At 51.4% G+C, this 19,419-nt stretch carries 20 protein-coding genes; 17 read left to right on the forward strand and 3 right to left on the reverse strand.

Annotated features, from left to right (window positions below):
* The first annotated feature begins 139 nt into the window (after positions 1-139).
* From acgA to HMPREF9453_RS00465, 9 genes are all read left to right on the forward strand, one after another.
* Positions 140-421 (forward strand): ACGX-repeat peptide, encoded by a 282-nt coding sequence (gene acgA / locus HMPREF9453_RS00425; RefSeq protein ID WP_008858583.1) that lies wholly within the window; start codon positions 140-142, stop codon positions 419-421.
* Positions 422-516: 95 nt separating this feature from the next.
* Positions 517-1,551, forward strand: coding sequence for a radical SAM/SPASM domain protein, ACGX system (gene acgM, locus HMPREF9453_RS00430; protein WP_008858584.1), 1,035 nt, complete (start codon positions 517-519; stop codon positions 1,549-1,551).
* A gap of 5 nt (positions 1,552-1,556) precedes the next feature.
* Positions 1,557-2,135 (forward strand): nitroreductase family protein, encoded by a 579-nt coding sequence (locus HMPREF9453_RS00435; RefSeq protein ID WP_008858585.1) that lies wholly within the window; start codon positions 1,557-1,559, stop codon positions 2,133-2,135.
* A gap of 87 nt (positions 2,136-2,222) precedes the next feature.
* The gene (locus tag HMPREF9453_RS00440; RefSeq protein WP_008858586.1) at positions 2,223-2,561 is read left to right on the forward strand and encodes a VOC family protein; all 339 of its coding nucleotides are present in this window, start codon (positions 2,223-2,225) and stop codon (positions 2,559-2,561) included.
* Between the two features lie 18 nt (positions 2,562-2,579).
* A complete protein-coding gene (locus HMPREF9453_RS00445; protein ID WP_008858587.1) occupies positions 2,580-3,458 on the forward strand; it encodes a radical SAM protein in 879 nt (292 codons plus the stop codon).
* A gap of 12 nt (positions 3,459-3,470) precedes the next feature.
* Positions 3,471-4,241, forward strand: coding sequence for an EFR1 family ferrodoxin (locus tag HMPREF9453_RS00450; protein ID WP_008858588.1), 771 nt, complete (start codon positions 3,471-3,473; stop codon positions 4,239-4,241).
* On the forward strand, positions 4,210-4,701 hold the full coding sequence (locus tag HMPREF9453_RS00455; protein WP_187368023.1) for a PPC domain-containing DNA-binding protein: 492 nt from the start codon (positions 4,210-4,212) through the stop codon (positions 4,699-4,701). Before HMPREF9453_RS00450 ends, HMPREF9453_RS00455 begins: the two co-directional genes overlap by 32 nt.
* Positions 4,702-4,703: 2 nt before the next feature.
* On the forward strand, positions 4,704-5,654 hold the full coding sequence (locus tag HMPREF9453_RS00460) for an alpha/beta fold hydrolase (RefSeq protein WP_008858590.1): 951 nt from the start codon (positions 4,704-4,706) through the stop codon (positions 5,652-5,654).
* A 198-nt stretch (positions 5,655-5,852) separates the two neighbouring features.
* On the forward strand, positions 5,853-6,977 hold the full coding sequence (locus HMPREF9453_RS00465; RefSeq protein ID WP_008858591.1) for a recombinase family protein: 1,125 nt from the start codon (positions 5,853-5,855) through the stop codon (positions 6,975-6,977).
* Positions 6,978-7,178: 201 nt separating this feature from the next.
* Here HMPREF9453_RS00465 and blaACI read toward each other — a convergent pair whose 3' ends face one another.
* From blaACI to HMPREF9453_RS00480, 3 genes are all read right to left on the reverse strand, one after another.
* The gene (gene blaACI / locus HMPREF9453_RS00470) at positions 7,179-8,033 is read right to left on the reverse strand and encodes an ACI family class A beta-lactamase (protein WP_008858592.1); all 855 of its coding nucleotides are present in this window, start codon (positions 8,031-8,033) and stop codon (positions 7,179-7,181) included.
* Between the two features lie 275 nt (positions 8,034-8,308).
* The gene (locus tag HMPREF9453_RS00475) at positions 8,309-9,163 is read right to left on the reverse strand and encodes an IS3 family transposase (protein ID WP_008858593.1); all 855 of its coding nucleotides are present in this window, start codon (positions 9,161-9,163) and stop codon (positions 8,309-8,311) included.
* A gap of 2 nt (positions 9,164-9,165) precedes the next feature.
* Complete coding sequence (locus HMPREF9453_RS00480; RefSeq protein ID WP_006555381.1) at positions 9,166-9,516, reverse strand: hypothetical protein; 351 nt, start codon at positions 9,514-9,516, stop codon at positions 9,166-9,168.
* Positions 9,517-9,676: 160 nt separating this feature from the next.
* Here HMPREF9453_RS00480 and HMPREF9453_RS00485 point away from each other — a divergent pair, with 160 nt between their 5' ends.
* The 8 genes from HMPREF9453_RS00485 to HMPREF9453_RS00520 all read left to right on the forward strand — a co-directional run bounded on the left by HMPREF9453_RS00485 (position 9,677) and on the right by HMPREF9453_RS00520 (position 19,199).
* A complete protein-coding gene (locus HMPREF9453_RS00485) occupies positions 9,677-11,038 on the forward strand; it encodes an IS701 family transposase (protein ID WP_008858594.1) in 1,362 nt (453 codons plus the stop codon).
* Between the two features lie 64 nt (positions 11,039-11,102).
* Positions 11,103-12,317 (forward strand): RtcB family protein, encoded by a 1,215-nt coding sequence (locus HMPREF9453_RS00490; RefSeq protein ID WP_008858595.1) that lies wholly within the window; start codon positions 11,103-11,105, stop codon positions 12,315-12,317.
* A 43-nt stretch (positions 12,318-12,360) separates the two neighbouring features.
* On the forward strand, positions 12,361-13,275 hold the full coding sequence (locus tag HMPREF9453_RS00495) for a DUF4268 domain-containing protein (RefSeq protein WP_229778450.1): 915 nt from the start codon (positions 12,361-12,363) through the stop codon (positions 13,273-13,275).
* 730 nt (positions 13,276-14,005) lie between these two features.
* Positions 14,006-14,932 (forward strand): hypothetical protein, encoded by a 927-nt coding sequence (locus tag HMPREF9453_RS00500; RefSeq protein WP_008858597.1) that lies wholly within the window; start codon positions 14,006-14,008, stop codon positions 14,930-14,932.
* Positions 14,929-15,450, forward strand: a complete 522-nt coding sequence (gene dcd, locus HMPREF9453_RS00505) for a dCTP deaminase (protein ID WP_008858598.1) — start codon at positions 14,929-14,931, stop codon at positions 15,448-15,450. Before HMPREF9453_RS00500 ends, dcd begins: the two co-directional genes overlap by 4 nt.
* Positions 15,451-15,622: 172 nt before the next feature.
* Positions 15,623-16,609 carry a TAXI family TRAP transporter solute-binding subunit gene (locus tag HMPREF9453_RS00510; RefSeq protein WP_040379389.1) on the forward strand — a complete coding sequence of 329 codons (987 nt, stop codon included), beginning with the start codon at positions 15,623-15,625 and terminating at the stop codon, positions 16,607-16,609.
* A gap of 77 nt (positions 16,610-16,686) precedes the next feature.
* Complete coding sequence (locus HMPREF9453_RS00515; RefSeq protein WP_008858600.1) at positions 16,687-17,211, forward strand: DUF1850 domain-containing protein; 525 nt, start codon at positions 16,687-16,689, stop codon at positions 17,209-17,211.
* A gap of 5 nt (positions 17,212-17,216) precedes the next feature.
* Positions 17,217-19,199, forward strand: a complete 1,983-nt coding sequence (locus HMPREF9453_RS00520) for a TRAP transporter permease (RefSeq protein WP_008858601.1) — start codon at positions 17,217-17,219, stop codon at positions 19,197-19,199.
* Positions 19,200-19,419 lie beyond the last annotated feature (220 nt).

Consider the following 19,419-nt stretch of genomic DNA (forward strand, 5'->3'; position numbering starts at 1 on the left):
CCCTATTATGACATGTCACACGGATTATTGATACGCCTAGCGTATCAATAATCCGAAATTTGCATTTCACAACCATGGCTGTTCCTGTTATTATGAACCTGTCGAAAGTTAATGCCAGCTAAAAGAAAGGATGATTCACATGGCACTCAAGAATTTAGCAGCATGGAACAAGAAGGCAGCCATGAATCTGACCGGCTCCTCCTGCGGATCCGGCGACAAGATTATGTCCGTGGCTTGCGGTTCCGGGGATAAGGTATTGCCTGCCGCTTGCGGTTCCGGTGACAAGGTCGTGCCGACGGCTTGCGGCTCCGGCGACAAGGTCGTGCCGACGGCTTGCGGCTCCGGCGACAAGGTCGTGCCGACGGCTTGCGGCTCTGGCGACAAGGTCGTGCCGACGGCTTGCGGCTCCGGCGACAAGTAATTTTGGTGTTCCGGTGGGCATGAATGTCCCCGTGGGGGCGTAGGTGCAAAATACACCTACATCCGATGACAGGAAAAAGCAAGGAGGGCGGTCGAGTGAAACCGTATTTTTCATTTCAGTGGCATATCACCGATGATTGCGATCAGCGCTGCAAGCACTGTTATATTTTCGCCGAAAACAAGGAGAAATGTATCAGCAGAATGACGCGGCAGCAGATGACGGCTGTACTGGAAAACTGTGAGGATTTTTGCGAAACCTTTGACCGTCAGCCCTACTTCTACCTGACCGGGGGAGATCCCATCCTGCATCCAGATTTTTGGTGGTTGCTGGAAAAATTCCGGGAAAGGAGCATTCCTTTTACTATCATGGGGAATCCCTTCCACCTGACGGAGGATGTATGCAGACGCATGAAGGAATGCGGCTGTGTGCGCTATCAGATGTCTATAGACGGTCTTTGGGAAACCCACGATTGGTTCAGGAAGCCGGGTTCTTACAAAACTACCCTGGAAAAGGTTGCCACCCTGAATGCTGCGGGTATCCGCTCCATTCTGATGACTACCGTTTCCGGGAAAAATATAGATGAAGTGCCGCAGATAATTGATGCGGCGGTGGCGGCGGGAGCGAAGGTCTATGCCTTTGCCCGATACTGCCCCACAAGCGAGGAAAAAAGTACCAATATCACGCCTCGGCGCTATCGGCAGCTTTTGGCCGAGTGTGACAGGAAGTTCCGTGCCTATGAGGAATCCGGCTGCGAAACCTATTTCAATCGCAAAGACCACCTCTGGACGCTCTATGATTACGAAGAAGGAAAATTTACGATTCCAGAGGATGCGGAGCCTGATATGATTTACGGTGGTTGTAACTGCGGAAACGGGCATTTGACGATACTGCCAACGGGGGATGTCTATGCCTGCCGCAGGGTGCAAAACAGTCGTGTGGGCAATGCCTTTACAGACAGGCTGGCTGATTTGTGGGTAAACGAGCTGGAAGATTATCGGGAATATGATAAATTTGCCAAGTGCAGCAAGTGTGAGCTAAAGGCTTGGTGCCGTGGCTGTCCCGCCGTAGCATCTGCCAATTCCGGCGGAGATTTTTATGCCGCCGACCCGCAATGCTGGAAGGAGATTTGAGAGATATGGATATACTCACGCTGATGAAGGAACGCCGTTCTATTCGGAAATACCAAGACAAACAAGTTCCAAGGGAACTGGTGGACAAGATTGTAGAGGCAGGGCTGTATGCTCCCAATGCCGGAGGTGGTCAGCGCAGCATGATTGTTACTCTGCATAATGCAGAGTTGGCGAAGAAGCTCGGCAAGCTGAACTTTTCAACCTTTGACCGCAGTAAGCTCCTGGGCGGTCATGTGTCCGATGAGCAGCCTTCTGTCATTGATGATCCGAATATCAGGAACGGCTTTTACGATGCACCTACGGTCTGCGTGATTTTCGGGCAGAAGGATTTTCTTTTTAGTGTGGCGGATGCCTTCTGCATAGCAGAAAATATGATTTTGGCTGCTCATGCGCTCGGGGTTGATTCCTGCATTATTTCCCGTGCCGAGGAAACCTGTGCCCTGCCGGAAGGCAAGGCGTTCATGGAGGAATGGGGTGTGCCGGACACAATGGAGGCCAAGGCTTTTGTAACCTTGGGCTACCATGCGGGGGACTATCCGAAGGGCAAGCCCCGCAAAGCGTGCCGGAACATTGTGATTGAGTGAACTTTGTAAATTTGAGGGGAGATTCTGTCGATGAGTTTGATTAAAGGACTGCATCATGCGGCTTTGCGCTGTTGTGGCAAAGCGTAAATGGACGCTGTGATCGCGTTTTATTGTGATGTGCTTGGCATGAATATACTTCGCAGCTGGGGCGATGGCGTGGAAGCCGGAGCGATGCTGGACACGGGGAACGGCGTGATAGAGCTGTTTGCCAACGCCGAGCCGGGGCGCAGGCCGGGGCAGGTTGACCATATCGCCCTGGCTACGGATAAGGTAGACGAGTGTATGGCGGCCTGTGCCAAGGAAGGACTGAAAGTCATCATGGCGCCGCAGGACATTGTCGTACCCTGCGAGACGCCCTACCCCTTGCATATTGCCTTTGTAGAGGGCAAAGCCGGGGAAATCATTGAATTCTTTGACGAGAAGTAAGAAAGAAGGGTTAAGACCATGCATTTTTCCAGCGGTATCAATCGTCCTCCTTATGAGGCCAATGACGGATTTTTGCAGATTACATCAGGCTGCAGTCATGGGAGTTGTAAATTCTGTACCTTTTACAAGGAAAGTCCCTTTTCCCTGTCGCCCATGGAGGAAATAGAAGCTGACATTAAAGAACTGGCTCATTCGGGCTGGAGATTTGACCGCATTTATTTGCAGGGGGCTGATCCCTTCATTCGCAAGACCGAGGACTTGCTGAAAATCGCCGACATGATTTATCATTATCTTCCTCGGGTGAAATCCATCGGCGGCTACGCCCGTGTGGACAATCTCAAAAACAAGACGGTAGAGCAGGTGAGACAGCTCAAGGATGCGGGCTACAACTATTTCTACTTCGGCGTGGAAAGCGGCGACGATAAACTCCTCGACCGCATGAACAAGGGCTATCATGCCGACTATGTGCTGCACGAGTGCCGCAAAATGGACGAGGCGGGAATGCCTTGGATCGCCAATTTCCTCGGCGGACTTGGCGGCCATGGCTGGGGACTGTCCCATGCACGGGAAACGGCAAGGCTCTATAATCAGCTCAAACCAGCCATGATTTATGCTTCGGAACTGACGCTCTTTCCCGATACGCCGCTTTCCCGTGATGTGGAGGAAGGAAAATTCGCCGAGGCCACGGAGCGGGAACGCATGGAGGAAATGCAGGAGTTTATCCGCTGTCTGACCGTGCCCACAATTTTCCGCGCCGAGCATGTCACCATGCCTGTGCGCATCAATGGCCGGGTGCCGGAGGACAAGGAGGCCATGATAAGCCGCTTGCAGGAAACCATGGATACCAACGGTGAGGAAAGACTGCAAATGTATCGAAGCAGCGTGTACAGCCTGTAAGAAGGTGTCAACGTGATTCTCTACTTCAGTGCCACAGGCACCAGTAAATATGTGGCGGAACAAATCGCCAAGGCAACCAACGACAAGATTGTTCCGCTGAAAGAATTGGTACGACAGGAGACGTATTCCATCGCTGTGCCAGAAGGGGAAAATTTCGGGGTGGTCATGCCGACTTATTGGGAAGGCCTGCCTGCGATTTTGCTGGACTATCTGCAAAAAGTCGAGATAAATTTGGAAGGGAGCAGCCATTACTGCTATTTTGTGGCTACTTATGGATGCGACTATGGTAATATTTTATCCACGGCGCAAAGGGGATTCAGCAAGGTGGGAATTCAGTTTGACAGCTTGTATGCGGCTCGTTTTGTCGATAATTGGAGTCCCATGTTCTACCTGAAAGATGCCCAGCACAACCGCCTCGCCGAGGAAAATGGCGAGGCCGAGACTCGTACCATCATAGAGCAGATACTGCGCCGTGAAAAGGGGCACAGTTTGCCAGATCAGATGTCAAGTATCATGGCGGCGGCAGCTAAGGCAAATTACAACCGCATCCGAAAAACGAAAAACTTCCGTCTGGACAGGGAAAAATGTATCGGCTGCGGGCTATGTGCCAGACAATGCCCCCTCGATGCCATTGTCATGCAGGAAGGAAAGCCAAAGTGGGTCAAGGAAAAATGTACCCTGTGTCTCGGATGCTTCCATCGTTGTCCGGCGGCAGCGATTGACTACGATGGCGGACTGCGCAACGGGCAGTATGTCAATCGTCATGTCACGCTGGATGATTGAAAGGGGGATAACGATGAATTACAGGCAAATGGGTGAGCGGGTTTACATCCGCATCGACAAAGGTGAGGAAATTCTCGCACAGATGGTGGACGTGTGCCGACAGCTTCACATATCCGCCGCGACATTTCAAGGCATCGGGGCTTGCGGCGAGGTGGAAGTAGCAACTTATATCCCGGACAGGCAGGAATTTCTGCCCCATGTGCGGAATGGTATGCTGGAGATGATTTCCCTCATGGGAAATCTCGTGACCGGAAGGCAGGGGGAATTGGTGCAGCACGCCCATGCTCTCTTTTCTGCCTTTGATGAAGCAAAGGGACGTATAGACTATCTTGGCGGTCATTTGAAAAAAGCGACGGTGCTCTACACAGCGGAACTGGTTCTTGTCCCTGTGCAGGGCGGCAAGATCGGGCTGAGATATGATGCAGCTGCGGGAATTGATGTCTGGGATTTGGAGGCATAGGTATGATTTGGCAAAAAATGCTCTATGGGACTGGCGCACTTCTGCTGAGTACGGCGATTCTGCTGGCGGGAAGCATGGAAATCGGCGAGGCGGCTAAAGCCGAGAGCGGTATACGCTATTTTATGCAGGCACCGAAAGCCAAGGGCAGCGATACGCCCTACGGCAACAACACAGCGGCAGGGCATTATGCGCAGGCCGGCGATGCAAAAATTTACTATGAGATTTATGGCAAGGGCAAGCCGCTTTTTGTCTTTCATGGCGGTGGAGTAGGTACGCCATATGAGATGGGACAGATGATCGACAACTTGCGGAAGAATTACCAAGTGATTGTTGTGTCCACTCGCGGACACGGACGCTCGGAAATCGGACATTCGGAGCTGACCTATGAGCAGAAGGCGAATGATATGCTGGCGGTGATGAGGGAAGTCACCGATGAGCCTGCTGTCCTGCTTGGCTTCAGCGACGGCGCATACACGGCCTACAAGGTCGCTTCCATGTACCCGGAGCGTGCCGAGCGCATCGTGGCCATCGGTGCCGGGACTCTCAAGCCGGGCTTTTTCGGCGGAGAAATGAAGGTAGCGGATTTGGAGAAAATAGATGCGGCATTTATTGAGCAGCAGAAAAGAATCATGCCGGAGCCGGAACGCTATCAGGAATTTTGCACGAACTATATGAACTTCTGGAGCAAAATGGAAGTCGGCGAAGATTTCCTGCGGACGATTGAATGCCCAGTGCTGTTGATTGCCGGAGACGAGGATGACCATGCGCCTTTGGTGACGATGGTGGAGGCAGAGCAGTATATCCCCAAGTCCAGTCTATGTATCGTCCCCAAAGCATGGCATACGGCATTTCTTGATAATTTCGATGTGACATGGACGGCCGTAGAACAATTCCTGCAAACGGATAAAGCAAAGCTAATCGGCAGCAGGAAAGTGGAGTATAACAGAAAATAATGTGATATAGGTTTTGAGGGGGTGCAAATGCACCACCCCTTCTCTTTTTGCGGAAGCCTTGTCCTGAGCGGCTTCCAAGGCATACTCGCTTAACGATAGGCAGGGGGGTGCAAGGGGGTTCATCGTTAAGAGGGTTTGGGGGGGGCATCGTTATTTTGTATCAAAATTTGCGGTAAAGGGGAACTCCTCATCACCATCATGAGCAGCCTGGCACAGGAAGAGAACCGGAGAATTTCGGAAAACGTCACCTGGGGCCATCGGAAGCGATTCGCTGACGGGAAGGTGTGTGTGCCGTTCGGCCATTTCCTTGGCTATGACCGGGGACCGGACGGGAATCTGGTCGTCAACCGGGAACAGGCCAAGACGGTGAAACTGATTTACCGCTTGTTCCTGGACGGGTATACCTTCCACTCCATTGCCAGGGAGCTGACTTCCAGAGGGCTGGAAACTCCGGCAAGAAAGAAACGCTGGTATCCGGGGACGGTAGAGAGCATCCTGACAAATGAGAAATACAAGGGCGATGCCCTGCTGCAGAAGCGGTTCACCGTCAACTTCCTGACCAAAGAAACGAAAGCGAATGAAGGGGAAGTGCCGCAGTACTATGTGGAAAATAACCACGAAGCCATCATCAGCCCGCAGGTCTTCGACTGGGTACAGGAAGAAATCAAGCGGCGGCGTGAAGGCAGGGGACGTTACAGCGGCGTATCCATCTTCTCCAGCAAAATCAAGTGCGGCCAGTGCGGAGGCTGGTACGGGGCCAAGGTCTGGCATTCGACCGACAAGTACCGCAGAACCATCTACCGATGCAACGATAAGTTCAAGAGCCATTGCAAGACACCACATCTGACAGAGGATGATATCAAGGAAGCCTTCGTCCGGGCCGTCAATCAGCTCATCGAAAACAAAGCGGACGTACTTGACAGCATCACACTGCTGAAGGAACGGCTCACTGACACAGAAGACTTGGAAGAGGAGCGGGACAGGATAAGCACAGATTTGAACCTGCTGGCCGACAAGATACAGCAGCTCATAGCCGAGAACGCCAGGGTCGCGCAGAACCAGGATGATTATGACCGGAACTACAACGAACTGGTCAGTCGGTATGAAGCAGCGAAGACGCAGTACGACAAGACCTGTGAAGCCATCCAGTATCGCAAGGCCCGGAGCCGTCAGATGGACAGCTTCATCAAGGAGCTTAGGAATCAGGATCTCATTAAGGAGTTCGATGCCCGGCTGTGGGGCAGCCTGGTGGATTTCATCACAGTGTACAGCAAAGACGATATCCGGGTGACCTTCAAGGACGGGACGGAAATCAGAGCATAAGCAGGAAAAAAGGATTACGGCAGAGAATCCAAGAGGAAACGCAGGATTCTCTGCCGTATTTTTGATGAAGAAAATCGGAATATGATATAATAGTAAGGGTTTCAGGTGTGCGAAGTTTGAGTGAGATATAAATGTTTGGCGAAATATTTTTGCGTGATGGCCCTCTCTGCCCATCGGCAATACCGATGCTATCAAGCCCCTTTAAAATACTAAATTATCAAAAATTCGTTTTGCCGCCTCCGCAATCATAGCGTCGTCAGATTTTGCATTTTTTTCCGTGCGGCGCGACATTATCGCCATGACAATGGGTTTGCGATTGGGCGGATAAATCACGGCAATATCATTCCGCGCCCCATAATCGCCTGAACCGCTCTTGTCGATAACTTTCCAACCTTGCGGAGTTTCTGCCTTGATAAGCGTGTCGGTTATGGAATTGTCGCTCATCCAATCAATCAGCAGTTTTTTCTTGTCGTCGCTCAAAATATCGCCGAATATATAGACTTGCAAATTTTTTACCATCTGTCTCGGCGTGCTAGTATCACGATTATCTTTTGGATTGAAAAGATTAAGTTCAGGTTCATTTCGCGCAGGTTTGGTAGTTTTGTCGCCAATATTTTTAAGTGCCACCTTGAAATTTTCCACGCCGCCGATCTCCTGCAAAATTAAATTTGCCGCCGTGTTGTCACTCCACCTGAGCGATGCCGAACAAATTTCCGCCAGCGTCATGCCATCAGCAACATGGTCTTTGGTGATTGGCGCGTAGGACAAAATATCTTCCGCCGAAAACTTACGAATTTCATTCAAATCGGAGGTATTTTTTTGTCTTAGCAATTCTGCAGCCGTAAAAACTTTGATTGTCGAGCAGTAGGAAAAACGCGTATCAGGTTTGTAGCAAATTTTTTTTCCATTCTCCATGTCAACGGCGTAAACACCAATCACGGCGTTATATTTATTTTCCAGATCAGCAAGATTTAATTTCTGCCGCGCTTGACAATCCTGAAGGCTGAAAACCATCAAGCCACAGATTATCAAAAACAAAAAACAAAATTTCTTCATAATAACCTCCTACTATCTGTTGAACGACCCGCCAAATTCAACGGGTCGTATTGGCTCAATAGAGCGTGATCATCAGCAATTAGCACTCTTATTGCCATTACTAATACATCACTTCATACAATCAAAGATGCAGTCACTTGCACTTGTCAACAAAAATTGGACACAAAACTAAAAAAATCAGGCATAAAAAACGAATCGATGTACAAGATTCATCAACTTTTCTGACATCCTTCAAGCTTGTTAGACAAACCATGCCATCGATAATGCAGACGAGATCAGCAGATGGGCGTGTGACGTTCCCGATACTGCTTCGGCGTCAGGTAGCCTAAGGAATAGGCTGGCCTCTGTTCATTGAAGAAAAGAATGTAGTCATCCACCTCCTCCTTGACCGGTTTCTCGCCGGTCACATGCAAGTCCATGAACAGCTTCGCCTTGATCCATCCATTGATGGACTCCATAGCGGCATTGTCTGTGGGGGTCCCGGCACGTGACATGGATCGGGTGATGCCGTACATGGGCAATAGCTCGTTGTAGGCTTTGGAGGCGTAGACCGATCCCTGGTCAGAATGGAGAACCATTTGGTGCTCCGGATGCCGTTTTTGCCACTCAATCAGATTTTCCAGTCCGCTGATGTAAGTCATGCGATCACCGCGTTTTGCAGAGAGGGAATGACTGACAATCTCATTGTTCCATAGATCCATATAAAGAGTCAGTTCATGGTAGATGCCTTTCACATAAAAAGCGGTCATATCACTCACGATGCACTGCATTGGCCCATCGATCTGCATTTCAGACATGAGCAGGTTGGGAAATATCCGCGCTGGATCGCCAGCCTTCTTGTACCTGTAGTGCTTGGATTTGCTCTTGATTCCCGCAATCCTACAGCATTTGTGGGCATAGGGATCGGACAGGACAATCTCTTTGTCCAACCGTATCTTGGCGTTCAGCCAGCGATAGCCGTGCGATGGATACTTCCAATGGTACTCCTGGAACAGCAGGACGTTGCTCAAAAGGCGCTTTTCTTTGCCCGACGGCTGAGAAAGATGTTTTTTCCAAGCGTAGAAACTGCTCCTCTGGATGCCCATTGTCTTGCAAAGAAGCTTCACCGGAATTTCTCCGGATAGTTCCATGATTACTTGATAATCTTGTTGCCGTACAGAATTACAGTACCATCCCCCTTCACCTCGTAGCCTTTTTTTAGCCGTGCCTCGGTTATCTTGGCCTTGATTAGTTCCTGGATAAGTTCTTCCTTTGTCATCGCCTTCAGTTCATCCAGCTCTGCCGGAGCTTTCTTGAACGAGGGCGCACAGATGCTTCTTCGTCCCTGCTTGGGCGGCAACTGGTTGGCATCCCGGTACATTCTCATGTAATTCCGTGCCGTCTGCTCATTGATAACGTATTCCTCTGCAGCTTCATACCGGCTGATTTCGCCGTCGTAAATGCGGCGGCCAATGTCCAATCTCTGTTCTTTTGTGTACTTCACGGCAAACCTCCTGTCCTGTGAGGGAGAATTTCTGTCCGATAATTAATTTCGTACTATCCGTACAGTATACACCGTATGTCCAAAAATTACCCCCTCCGTGTCCAATTTTAGTTTACCACTTCAAGATTCACCACAAACCAAACACGAGAGGTGCTACGTGATGTCTCAATTATACACCAGTCAGCCGACAGTTAACAGACTCCTGACGACTTTTTCTTCCTTGTTCCCATCTGCGACGAGACGGACGCGCCATCTGCTGGCGTGGTTACTCATTGCTCAACTGGCTCTGGAGTCGGCGCCGTCGGTGCGCTGCCTGTTCCGGCAGTTCCTATCGAAGCAGACGGACGCATCGCTCAACAGCTATTACCGCGCCCTTGGCAACGGCCTCGTCACGGATGCATCCATTCGCCAGGCCTTGGCGCTGCAGGCGCTTGCCATAGTGCCAGAGGCACTGCGGCAGGAGCCTATCCGGCTCAGCGTGGACGACACGTCCATTGCCAAGTGGGGCAAGCACTTCGACGGTGTAGGCATCCTGTACGACCACGCCAAACACGATGGCAAGTCCTATTTCAATGGGCATGCCTTCGTCAGCCTGACGATGAGCGTGCCGGTCCTCCATGAGACCGCAGGCAAGCAGCAGATCCGTTATATCGCGGTGCCGATTGGCTACGTCATGAGCAACGGCGAAGCCTCGAAGCTGACACTTGCCTGCCAGCTTCTCGATGAAGTCATGCCAATCCTTGAAAAACGCCAGGTCATCCTGCTCTTCGATAGCTGGTACGCCAAGCGCGAGTTGCTCGCACATGCTCTCAGCTATCCGAATCTCAATGTGACCTGCAATGCACGCCACGATACGGCCATGTTCGAGTTGCCGGATTCGACGGCAGGCCGTCGCGGCCGTCCACCAAAGTACGGTAAACGCTTGATGCTGGACGAGATTGCCAATGATCTCACGAATTACCTTTGCCGGATGGACAACTATTTTGTTGCTCACCGTCTGGTGAAAACGCGCATCTTTGGCGACCATACCGTCCATGCCTATGTGACGCTGAGCAAGAGTGGCTCGTACCGTCTCTTTTTCAGCACCATAGATCCGATGGCGCTGCACATGAGCATTGCTTGGCAGGAGAACAAAGGGCTCCGCAACACCAGCTCCAAGCATATGGCGATTTACCCGCTCAAGCTCTACAAGCTCCGCTGGGGCATTGAGACGAACTACTACGAGCAGAAGATGTTCTGGGAGCTCGGCAGCTACAAAGTTCGCACAAAGACTGCGATTGAGCATCTGCTGAACCTAACGAATTCCGGGCACGCTCTCATGAAGATCCTGCCGTATGAGGACGAGCGGCTGAACACCTACCGGGACAAGAGCCCGCAAGAGCTGCGGCACGCGCTAAGCCAGCAGATCCACAAGGAAGTATTTTTCGCCACTTTGGTGTCCAAAGCCCAAAGTAGCATAAATTCAAGCACATTGCTCAAGGCTTTGCAAGCATTGGCTTGGGGCGATGAGCAAGCGGCTTAAAAGCTGTAAACTGTTGTATAATAGTAGAAAATTATGGAACTCAGGGACGGCAGGTGAAGCGACAATGGAACGGATTGAAGGAACAGTTACAACGGCAATATCGTATGCCAAGAGTATCGATGAGAAAGCGAGGGAACAAATCCGCCGCATGTGCAGCTATGAGCTGACGAAGGGGAGCCGGGTGCGGATTATGCCGGACGTCCATGCCGGGAAAGGCTGTACGATTGGTACGACGATGACAATCACAGACAAGGCAGTACCGAACATCGTCGGCGTGGACATCGGCTGTGGCATGTATACGATTGCTCTTGACAAGCAGCCGATTGATTTTGCCAGACTCGATGAAGCGGCTCACATCGTACCTTCCGGGATGAATGTCTGGCCTGAGAAACAGGCTGACTTCAATTTGCAGCGGCTCTATTGTTATGACAAGCTGAAAAAACTGTCTTGGATTGCCTGCAGTATCGGTACCCTGGGAGGCGGGAATCATTTCATCGAGGTCGATAAAACCCATGATGGTCGACATTATCTCGTCATCCATACAGGAAGCCGGAACCTGGGAAAACAGGTGGCGGAGATTTATCAGCGCATGGCCGTTGAGCTGAATGCCCATGATGAAACACTGGAAGAACGGCTCCAGCATATCATAGCAGAATACAAGGCAGCAGGACGGCAAAAAGAAATCCAGAAGGCCATCCAGCAGGCGAAGTCAGAACAACGCAGAGAAAAGCTGCCGGAAGATCTTTGCTTTGTCTCCGGAAAATACCTGAGGCAGTATCTGCATGATGTGGCTCTTTGCCAGCAGTTTGCTAGACTGAACCGGGAGCAGATTGCCAAAAAACTGCTGGAAAGAGCCGGCCTTCAGCCCGGCGAAGCGTTTCATACCATTCACAACTACATCGATGTCGATGAGATGATTCTCAGAAAAGGAGCCATCGCCGCACATAAGGGTGAAAAGGTTCTCATTCCCATCAACATGCGTGACGGAAGCATCCTGGCACTCGGCAAAGGCAATGCCGAGTGGAATTACTCTGCCCCGCACGGCGCAGGCCGCATCATGTCCCGTACCCAGGCAATCAAAGAGCTTTCCCTCAAGGAATACCAGCAGGAGATGGCAGGCGTATATACAACATCGGTAAACGAAGGTACCATTGACGAGGCTCCTATGGCCTACAAATCCCTTGACGATATCTTGGATGTCATCGGTGACACCGTGGACGTTATCGACGTGATGAAACCAGTCTATAATTTCAAGGCGGCAGAGGAGAAGCATTTCTAAAGCATCGGGAAGTGAAGTGACATATATGGAAAAACTAGGGTGCATGAAACGGATTGATGACTTGCGGTCTATCTGGCCGCATGAGGAACAGGATTTTTCAAAATGGCTTGCCCAAAAAGAAAATCTGGAACAGCTGAGTGATGCCATTGAAATTGACCTAGAGCTTGAGGAAACGGAATCTCCAGTAGGAAGTTTCAGTGTAGACATCTACGCCCGCGAAAGCGGGAGTTCCCGTGGGATTATCATCGAGAATCAGCTGGAAGATACCGACCATGATCATTTGGGAAAAATCATTACGTATGCGGCAGGGAAAGACGCTGAAATTATAGTCTGGATTGTCAAAAGGGCTCGTGATGAGCATAAACAGGCTATCGGATGGCTGAATCAGCATACGGATGAAAATATTGGTTTTTTCCTGATTGAAATTGAACTCTGGCGCATTGGGGATTCGCTGCCAGCACCACGGTTTAATGTTGTAGAACGTCCCAACGAATGGGCAAAAACGGTGAAAGCTGCAGAAACCCTGACGCCGCTGCGGAAATTCCAATTGAACTTCTGGCAGCAGTTCTGTGACTATGCCTTCGATAAAGACAGTAAGTTCAGCAAGAGCTTCTCATGCAGAAAGGCTTTCGCGACCAATTGGTACAACCTGAGTACCGGCGTATCGTCTGTGGTGGTAGAATTTACAATCAACACATCCCGCCATCGGGCGACAGCGGGCTTGTATGTTGCCAAGGGGAAGGATTGGTATAGGCAGCTGAAAGATAATCAAGATACGATAGAAAAGGAATTAGGCGCTTCCATTGAGTGGTCAGAAGGTGAAAAAGATGGACGTATGCTTTTGACCAAGGAGCTTGATGCGGCGTTTGATAGAAAAGAATATAAAAACTACTTTGACTGGTTCATGGAAAAAGCACTTCTGCTCAAGAAGATAGCCAATCAGTACAACACCGATTGAAGTGAACACGGGGGTGTTCAAAATCCCTGCTATCGTTCGATTGTATCAAATACAGACACCTTTGAGACCCCGATGGCGGAATAGTTGGCTTTCTGAACGATGCGGCCATCTTTACGGACGTTGACAGGGTCAAAAATACCAGGTTTATTAACAGGAATCTAATTTACACAAAGAATTTTACACTCTCGGCAGTCGGGATAGCGATAGAGTATCACATCGCTGCTCAGCCCCGTACACCCTTTTGCCACTACGTGGCATTTCACCCATAGGGAAGCGTGTCACTGGATTCGCGGGTCGCTTCTCTCCCCTATGAATCCAGTTCCCTTGCCACCCTCGCTTCGCGGGAGCACTATAACCCGTGCTTACTGTAGAGCCGCTTATGAAGCGAGGCTTCGAGGTGTTTTATTGTCCCACCGCTTCGCGGGGGGAAGGTGGTGCCGTAAGGCACCAAAGGGGGGAAAGCCACCGAAGGTGGCTGATCACCATAATGCTTATTTTGCCATATGACACTGAAAGCCAATCCCGTAACGCTGACTTTATAAGCATTGCCGCAGAGCGGCAATCCGCAACCCTCGGCTCGAAGGGCCGTCAAACTTAAGAACCTTTAGAACCCTCGGGCCGTAGGCCCGTCAACCTTCACACTGCAGGCCTGTCCTTCTATCTTAATAACCTTTTTCCTGTTGCCGTAAAATGGTATAATATCCTAAATAGCGGAAAAGGCGGTGGAACGATGGCACGGCGCAAAGGGCTGAAGAAATGGGACCGGATTACGGAAGAGGGCTGGCTCATGCTCATGGGAGATACCTCTGTCATGAGTCGTCTCATGATGGATATTTTTGATAGGCTCTATGATTCCACGGACCATATGGACAACGGCAAAAGCATTGCTGCCGCTCTCCACATGGAGTATCGGGCCCTGAATTCCGCTGTGGGATGGGCCGGCGGAAAAATCCGTGACATGGCGGAAAAGGGACTCCTTCCCCTGTATCCGGAAGAAAAGAAGGCCCGGAGGCCGAAGAAATCAGCGCCTCTTGTGCAGGAAAACCTGGAGAAGGAAGAAGAACCGCTGCAGGAATCCTTGGCCATGGCGCCCTGGGAGTATGTGTTTGACGGGGTGGAAGGGGAAAACGGTACCTATTTCTGGATATTGAAGCCTGCAGCCGCCGCCGCTTTCGGTGAAATGAAGGAAGCCGGGGACCGGAGGATTCGAGCCATTTCCAAAATCCTGGAGGATGATAAGACCGCAGAGGGGCGGGAAGAAAATCTCTTTTCCAATTCTTCCGACACCTCGGTGAGGGCGATCCGGCGGCTTCTGGAGAAGGACCGGGATTTCCAGCGCAAATCCTTTGGCCGGGACCACCCCTGCTGTCTGGTCTGCGGAGCGGATCGGATGTCCCTTCTGCGGGCCTTTCCCTATGGGGAGAAGGAAGAGGGGGAGAAGGGGCTTCTCTTCTGTCCCACCCATGGCGCCCTGTTTGCGGCCCATCTCATTTCCTTCAGCATGAAAGGGGAGCTTCTCGTTTCAGAGAGGCTCACGGAGAAGGAAAGGGAGCTTTTCCATCTGACGGCGGGGGAGAAGGCTCATGGACATTTTGTGCGGCGCCGCATGGCGGAGCACCGGAGGATTTTTAACCAGGAAGGCAGGAAATTGAAATGATTTTATCCGGCAGGGAAATCGTAAGACATATGGGAGAGGAAATCATTATCGATCCTTTTGACCCGAAAAAGGTCAATCCCAACAGCTATAACCTTACCTTGTCTGACGAGCTCATGGTCTATGACCATCATGAGCTGGATATGAAGAAGAAAAATGAAGGCCATCTGCTCCACATTCCCGAAGAAGGTATCGTGCTCCAGCCTAATAAACTGTATCTGGGGCGCACCAGGGAGTACACGAAGACCAAGTGCTTCGTGCCCATGCTGGAAGGCCGTTCTTCCATCGGCCGTCTGGGTCTTTTCATTCACGTCACCGCAGGATTCGGCGATGTAGGCTTTTCCGGCTACTGGACATTGGAAATGTTCTGCGTCCAGCCTATCCGTATTTATGCAGGTGTAGAAATCTGCCAGATTTATTTCCATACGGTCCTGGGAGAAGCGGACAGCTATAACGGAGGCAAGTACCAGAACAATCAGGGGATTCAGCCCAGCCTCCTTTACAAAGATTTCGAAAAGTAGTATTATAATAGTAACTTTATAACACATGGGGCAAAGAAGCTGCAGCTGACGTATAGGTTTTTCCTATGCGCCGGGCTGCTTTTTTATTTCACCCTTTGTGGATTTCGGGACATTCCGATGGAATTTCAAGGAGAACCGGATGGTCCCAGTGAGGGTATTCAAGGAGGACAGTATGATGAAGAAGGCATTGAAAAAACTGATGGTAGCAGGTGCATTTTGTCTGGCTGGTACGGCACTTCTTGCAGGCTGCGGCGGCAGCTCCGGCTCCGGTTCTGCTTCGGCAGGGGGCAAGCAGTTCCTGAATATCGCCACCGGCGGTACCGCAGGCACCTATTATCCTCTGGGCGGCGCACTGGCTGAACTGCTGAACCAGAATATCAAAGGCATGAACGCTTCTGCCCAGTCCACCGGCGCATCGGTAGCCAACGTGAATATGCTGAAGGACGGCTCCGTAGATATCGCTTTCATTCAGAACGATATCGCCTACTATGCAGCTAACGGCAAGGAAATGTTCAAAGACAACAAGATGGATAATATCCGCGGCCTGGCTGCCCTGTATCCGGAAACCATCCAGTTCGTTACCACCCAGGATAAGGGCATCAAGACAGTGGCTGACCTGAAGGGTAAGAAAGTTGCCGTCGGTGCTTCCGGCTCCGGCGCCGAAGCCAATGCCCGCCAGATTCTGGAAGCCTATGGCATTACCTATAATGATATCGACGTACAGTACCTCTCCTTCGGCGAAGCTGCCAATGCACTGAAGGATGGCAACGTAGATGCGGGCGTAGTGGTAGCAGGCTTCCCGACTGCCGCTATCCAGGACCTGGCTGCCAACAAGTCCGCTGCCATCGTCAACATCGATCCGAAGATCGTTGACCAGCTCATGCAGAAATATCCGTACTACACCAAGATGACCATTCCGAAGGGCACCTACCCTGGACAGGATGAAGACGTCAACACGGTAGCTGTAAAGTGCGTCATCGTCACCACCGATAAGCTCAGCGACGATCTGGGCGAACAGATTGTGAAGGCCATCTATGAACATCTGGACCGTATGAAAGCAGCCCATGCCGTAGGCAAGTACATCACCAAGGACACCGCTCTGGAAGGCATGTCCGTGAAGATGAACGCCGGCGCTGAAAAGTACCTGAAGTCCAAATAAGGAAGAATCCCCATCGGATCCATACCTTGCATAGAAAGGAGGGAGAACGGGCCTGACAGGGGTCCGTTCTCGCTTTCATGAAAAAACAGAAAAATGGGACACTGGAAACAGTGATTATTATCATCGGCATTATCGTGGCCCTGGTGACAGGAATAGGCGGCTGGTACATCCGCATGCCTTTCCTCTTTGCCCAGACCTCGGACGGTATCATTTTCAGACAGCGGGTGGACGCCGGCACGCCGGTGACCCTGGCCTATCGCCATTCCGTCCAGAAGACCATGATTTATGAGTATCTGGAAGTCAATCAGATAGCAAACGGATTTGTCCTGAAATCCACCAAGTATCAATCCATGGGGGTGGGGCTTCCCTTTTCCGCTGACGAGGGAAAGTTCCGGGAAGAGGACGGCTGGTTTATTCTGGATGATATCAACCGGAATTATCCTGAGCTCTCTATCCGCAACGGAGTAACAAATCATGGAGTCCTGACCGTAGGAGACAAAGACTACGATCTGGATGCCATGGTCCCTCTGGGAAAAGAAATGAAGCTATATGTAGCGCCACTTTATAAAGGGTGGTACATGAAAAAAGAAATTAGGAGTTGATTATTTTGGCTGATTTAGAAAAAAAGGGAGCCCCCGCCGGAGCAGAGGCTCCGGCAGACGGCAAAATGACGGACGAACTCCAGGAAAAACTGAAATCCCTGGATAAAGAGTCCAATACCATGGAATACGGAGGAATCTGCGGCAAAATCGTAGCCGCCATCTGCATCTGCTTTTCCCTCTTCCAGATTTACACCGGTATTTTCGGCACACTGGATGCCATGATCCAGCGCTGCGTCCATCTATCCTTCGGCATCTGCCTTGTATTCCTTCTCTGCCCTACGAAGAAATCCTGGGTCAAAGGCGGCAGATTCCATCCTCTTGACCTGCTTCTCACGGTGCTGGCCGTGATTCCGCCGCTCTATATCCTGGTCAACTACCAGCAGCTGATTCTCCGCGCCGGTACCGTGACCCCCACCGATGCGGTAGTAGGCCTTCTGGGCATTGTGATGGTACTGGAAGCAGCCCGCCGTATCGTAGGCCTTCCTATCGTGATTGTGGTTCTCTGCTTTTTGGCTTACGGCTTCCTGGGCCCCTACATGCCGGGACCGCTGGCCCACAGAGGATTGACCATCAACCAGATGGTAGGCCACCTCTTCTTCACCACCGAAGGCGTTTTCGGTATCCCCCTGGGCGTATCGTCCACCTTCATTTTCCTCTTCATCCTCTTCGGTGCCTACCTGGAAAAGACGGGCCTGGGCAAATTCTTCATTGATATTGCCAACGCCCTGGCTGGCTGGGCTTCCGGCGGACCGGCCAAAGTAGCCGTTATCTCCAGTGCCCTCCAGGGCACCATTTCCGGCTCCTCCGTAGCCAACGTGGTCGGTTCCGGCTCCTTCACCATTCCTATGATGAAGAAACTGGGCTATCACAAGAACTTCGCCGGCGCCGTAGAAGCAGCTGCATCCACCGGCGGACAGCTCATGCCGCCGATTATGGGCGCTGCCGCCTTCCTTATGGCTGAATTCGTAGGCATTCCCTACATGGAAGTAGTGAAAGCCGCCATCGTACCGGCCATTCTCTACTTCCTGGGCGTGTTCCTGGGCGTGCACTTCGAAGCCAAGAAAAATCACCTGGAAGGCACACCCAGAAGCCAGCTGGAACCCTGGGGCAAGATTATGAAGGAAGAAGGCCATCTGGCCATTCCGCTGATTGCCATCATTGCCCTTCTGGCCTCCGGCTACACACCTATGAAAGCAGCGCTGGCAGGAATCTTCATTTCCATTGGTACTGCCATGCTTCGCGCCAGTACCCGCATGAGCTTCTATGACATTGTGGACGGCCTGGTCAAAGGTGCCAGAGGAGCCCTGGGAGTCATCATCGCCTGCGCCTCTGCCGGCATGATTATCGGTATCGTTACTAAAACCGGCGTAGGACTGAAACTGGCTTCCGCCCTGGTCACCGTGGCAGCAGGCAACTTCATGCTTCTGCTTCTCTGCACCATGCTCACCTCCCTCATTCTGGGCATGGGCGTGCCTACCACGGCCAACTACGTCATTACCTCCACCATCGCCGCACCGGCACTGATTCAGCTGGGCGTACCGATTCTGGCGGCTCATATGTTTGTATTCTACTTCGGCATTATCGCCGACATTACCCCGCCGGTAGCCCTGGCTGCCTACGCAGGAAGCGCCATTTCCGGCGGCGATCCTCTGAAAACAGGGGTGAATGCGTCGAAACTGGGCATTGCGGCATTCATTATTCCTTATGTATTCGTCCTCTCGCCCCAGCTTCTGGGCATCGGTGCCACCTTCGGCAGCGTACTTTTCACCACCTGCACCGCCATCATCGGTATGACCGGTATCTCCGGTGCCATGATCGGCCAGTTCTACTGCAAAGCCAATGTATTTGAACGGCTCCTCCTTCTGGCCGGCGGCCTCTGCCTTATTGATCCCCATACCCTCACGGATATTATTGGCGTGGCCATTCTGGCCGGTGTCTTTGCACTTCAGTACTTCCGCACCAAAAAGGCAAAAGCCGCAGAAGCCTGAAGTATCGAAAAAGCTCTCCCTCTCGGGGAGCTTTTTTCGATGGAAAGAAAAAGGCTGTGAAGAAATGCGTATCCATTTCTCACAGCCTTTTTTATGACTTTTTTCGGGGAACCTGTCTGCCCATGGGTCATCTCTGGCGGAGGCAGGGGCCGGCAGGGATGGTAAAGTTTCCTGCTCCATGCTCACTGTACCATAGGGGCGTGAGATTTCTCCACTCTGT

The organism is Dialister succinatiphilus YIT 11850 (genome assembly GCF_000242435.1).
GTDB lineage: Bacteria > Bacillota > Negativicutes > Veillonellales > Dialisteraceae > Dialister > Dialister succinatiphilus.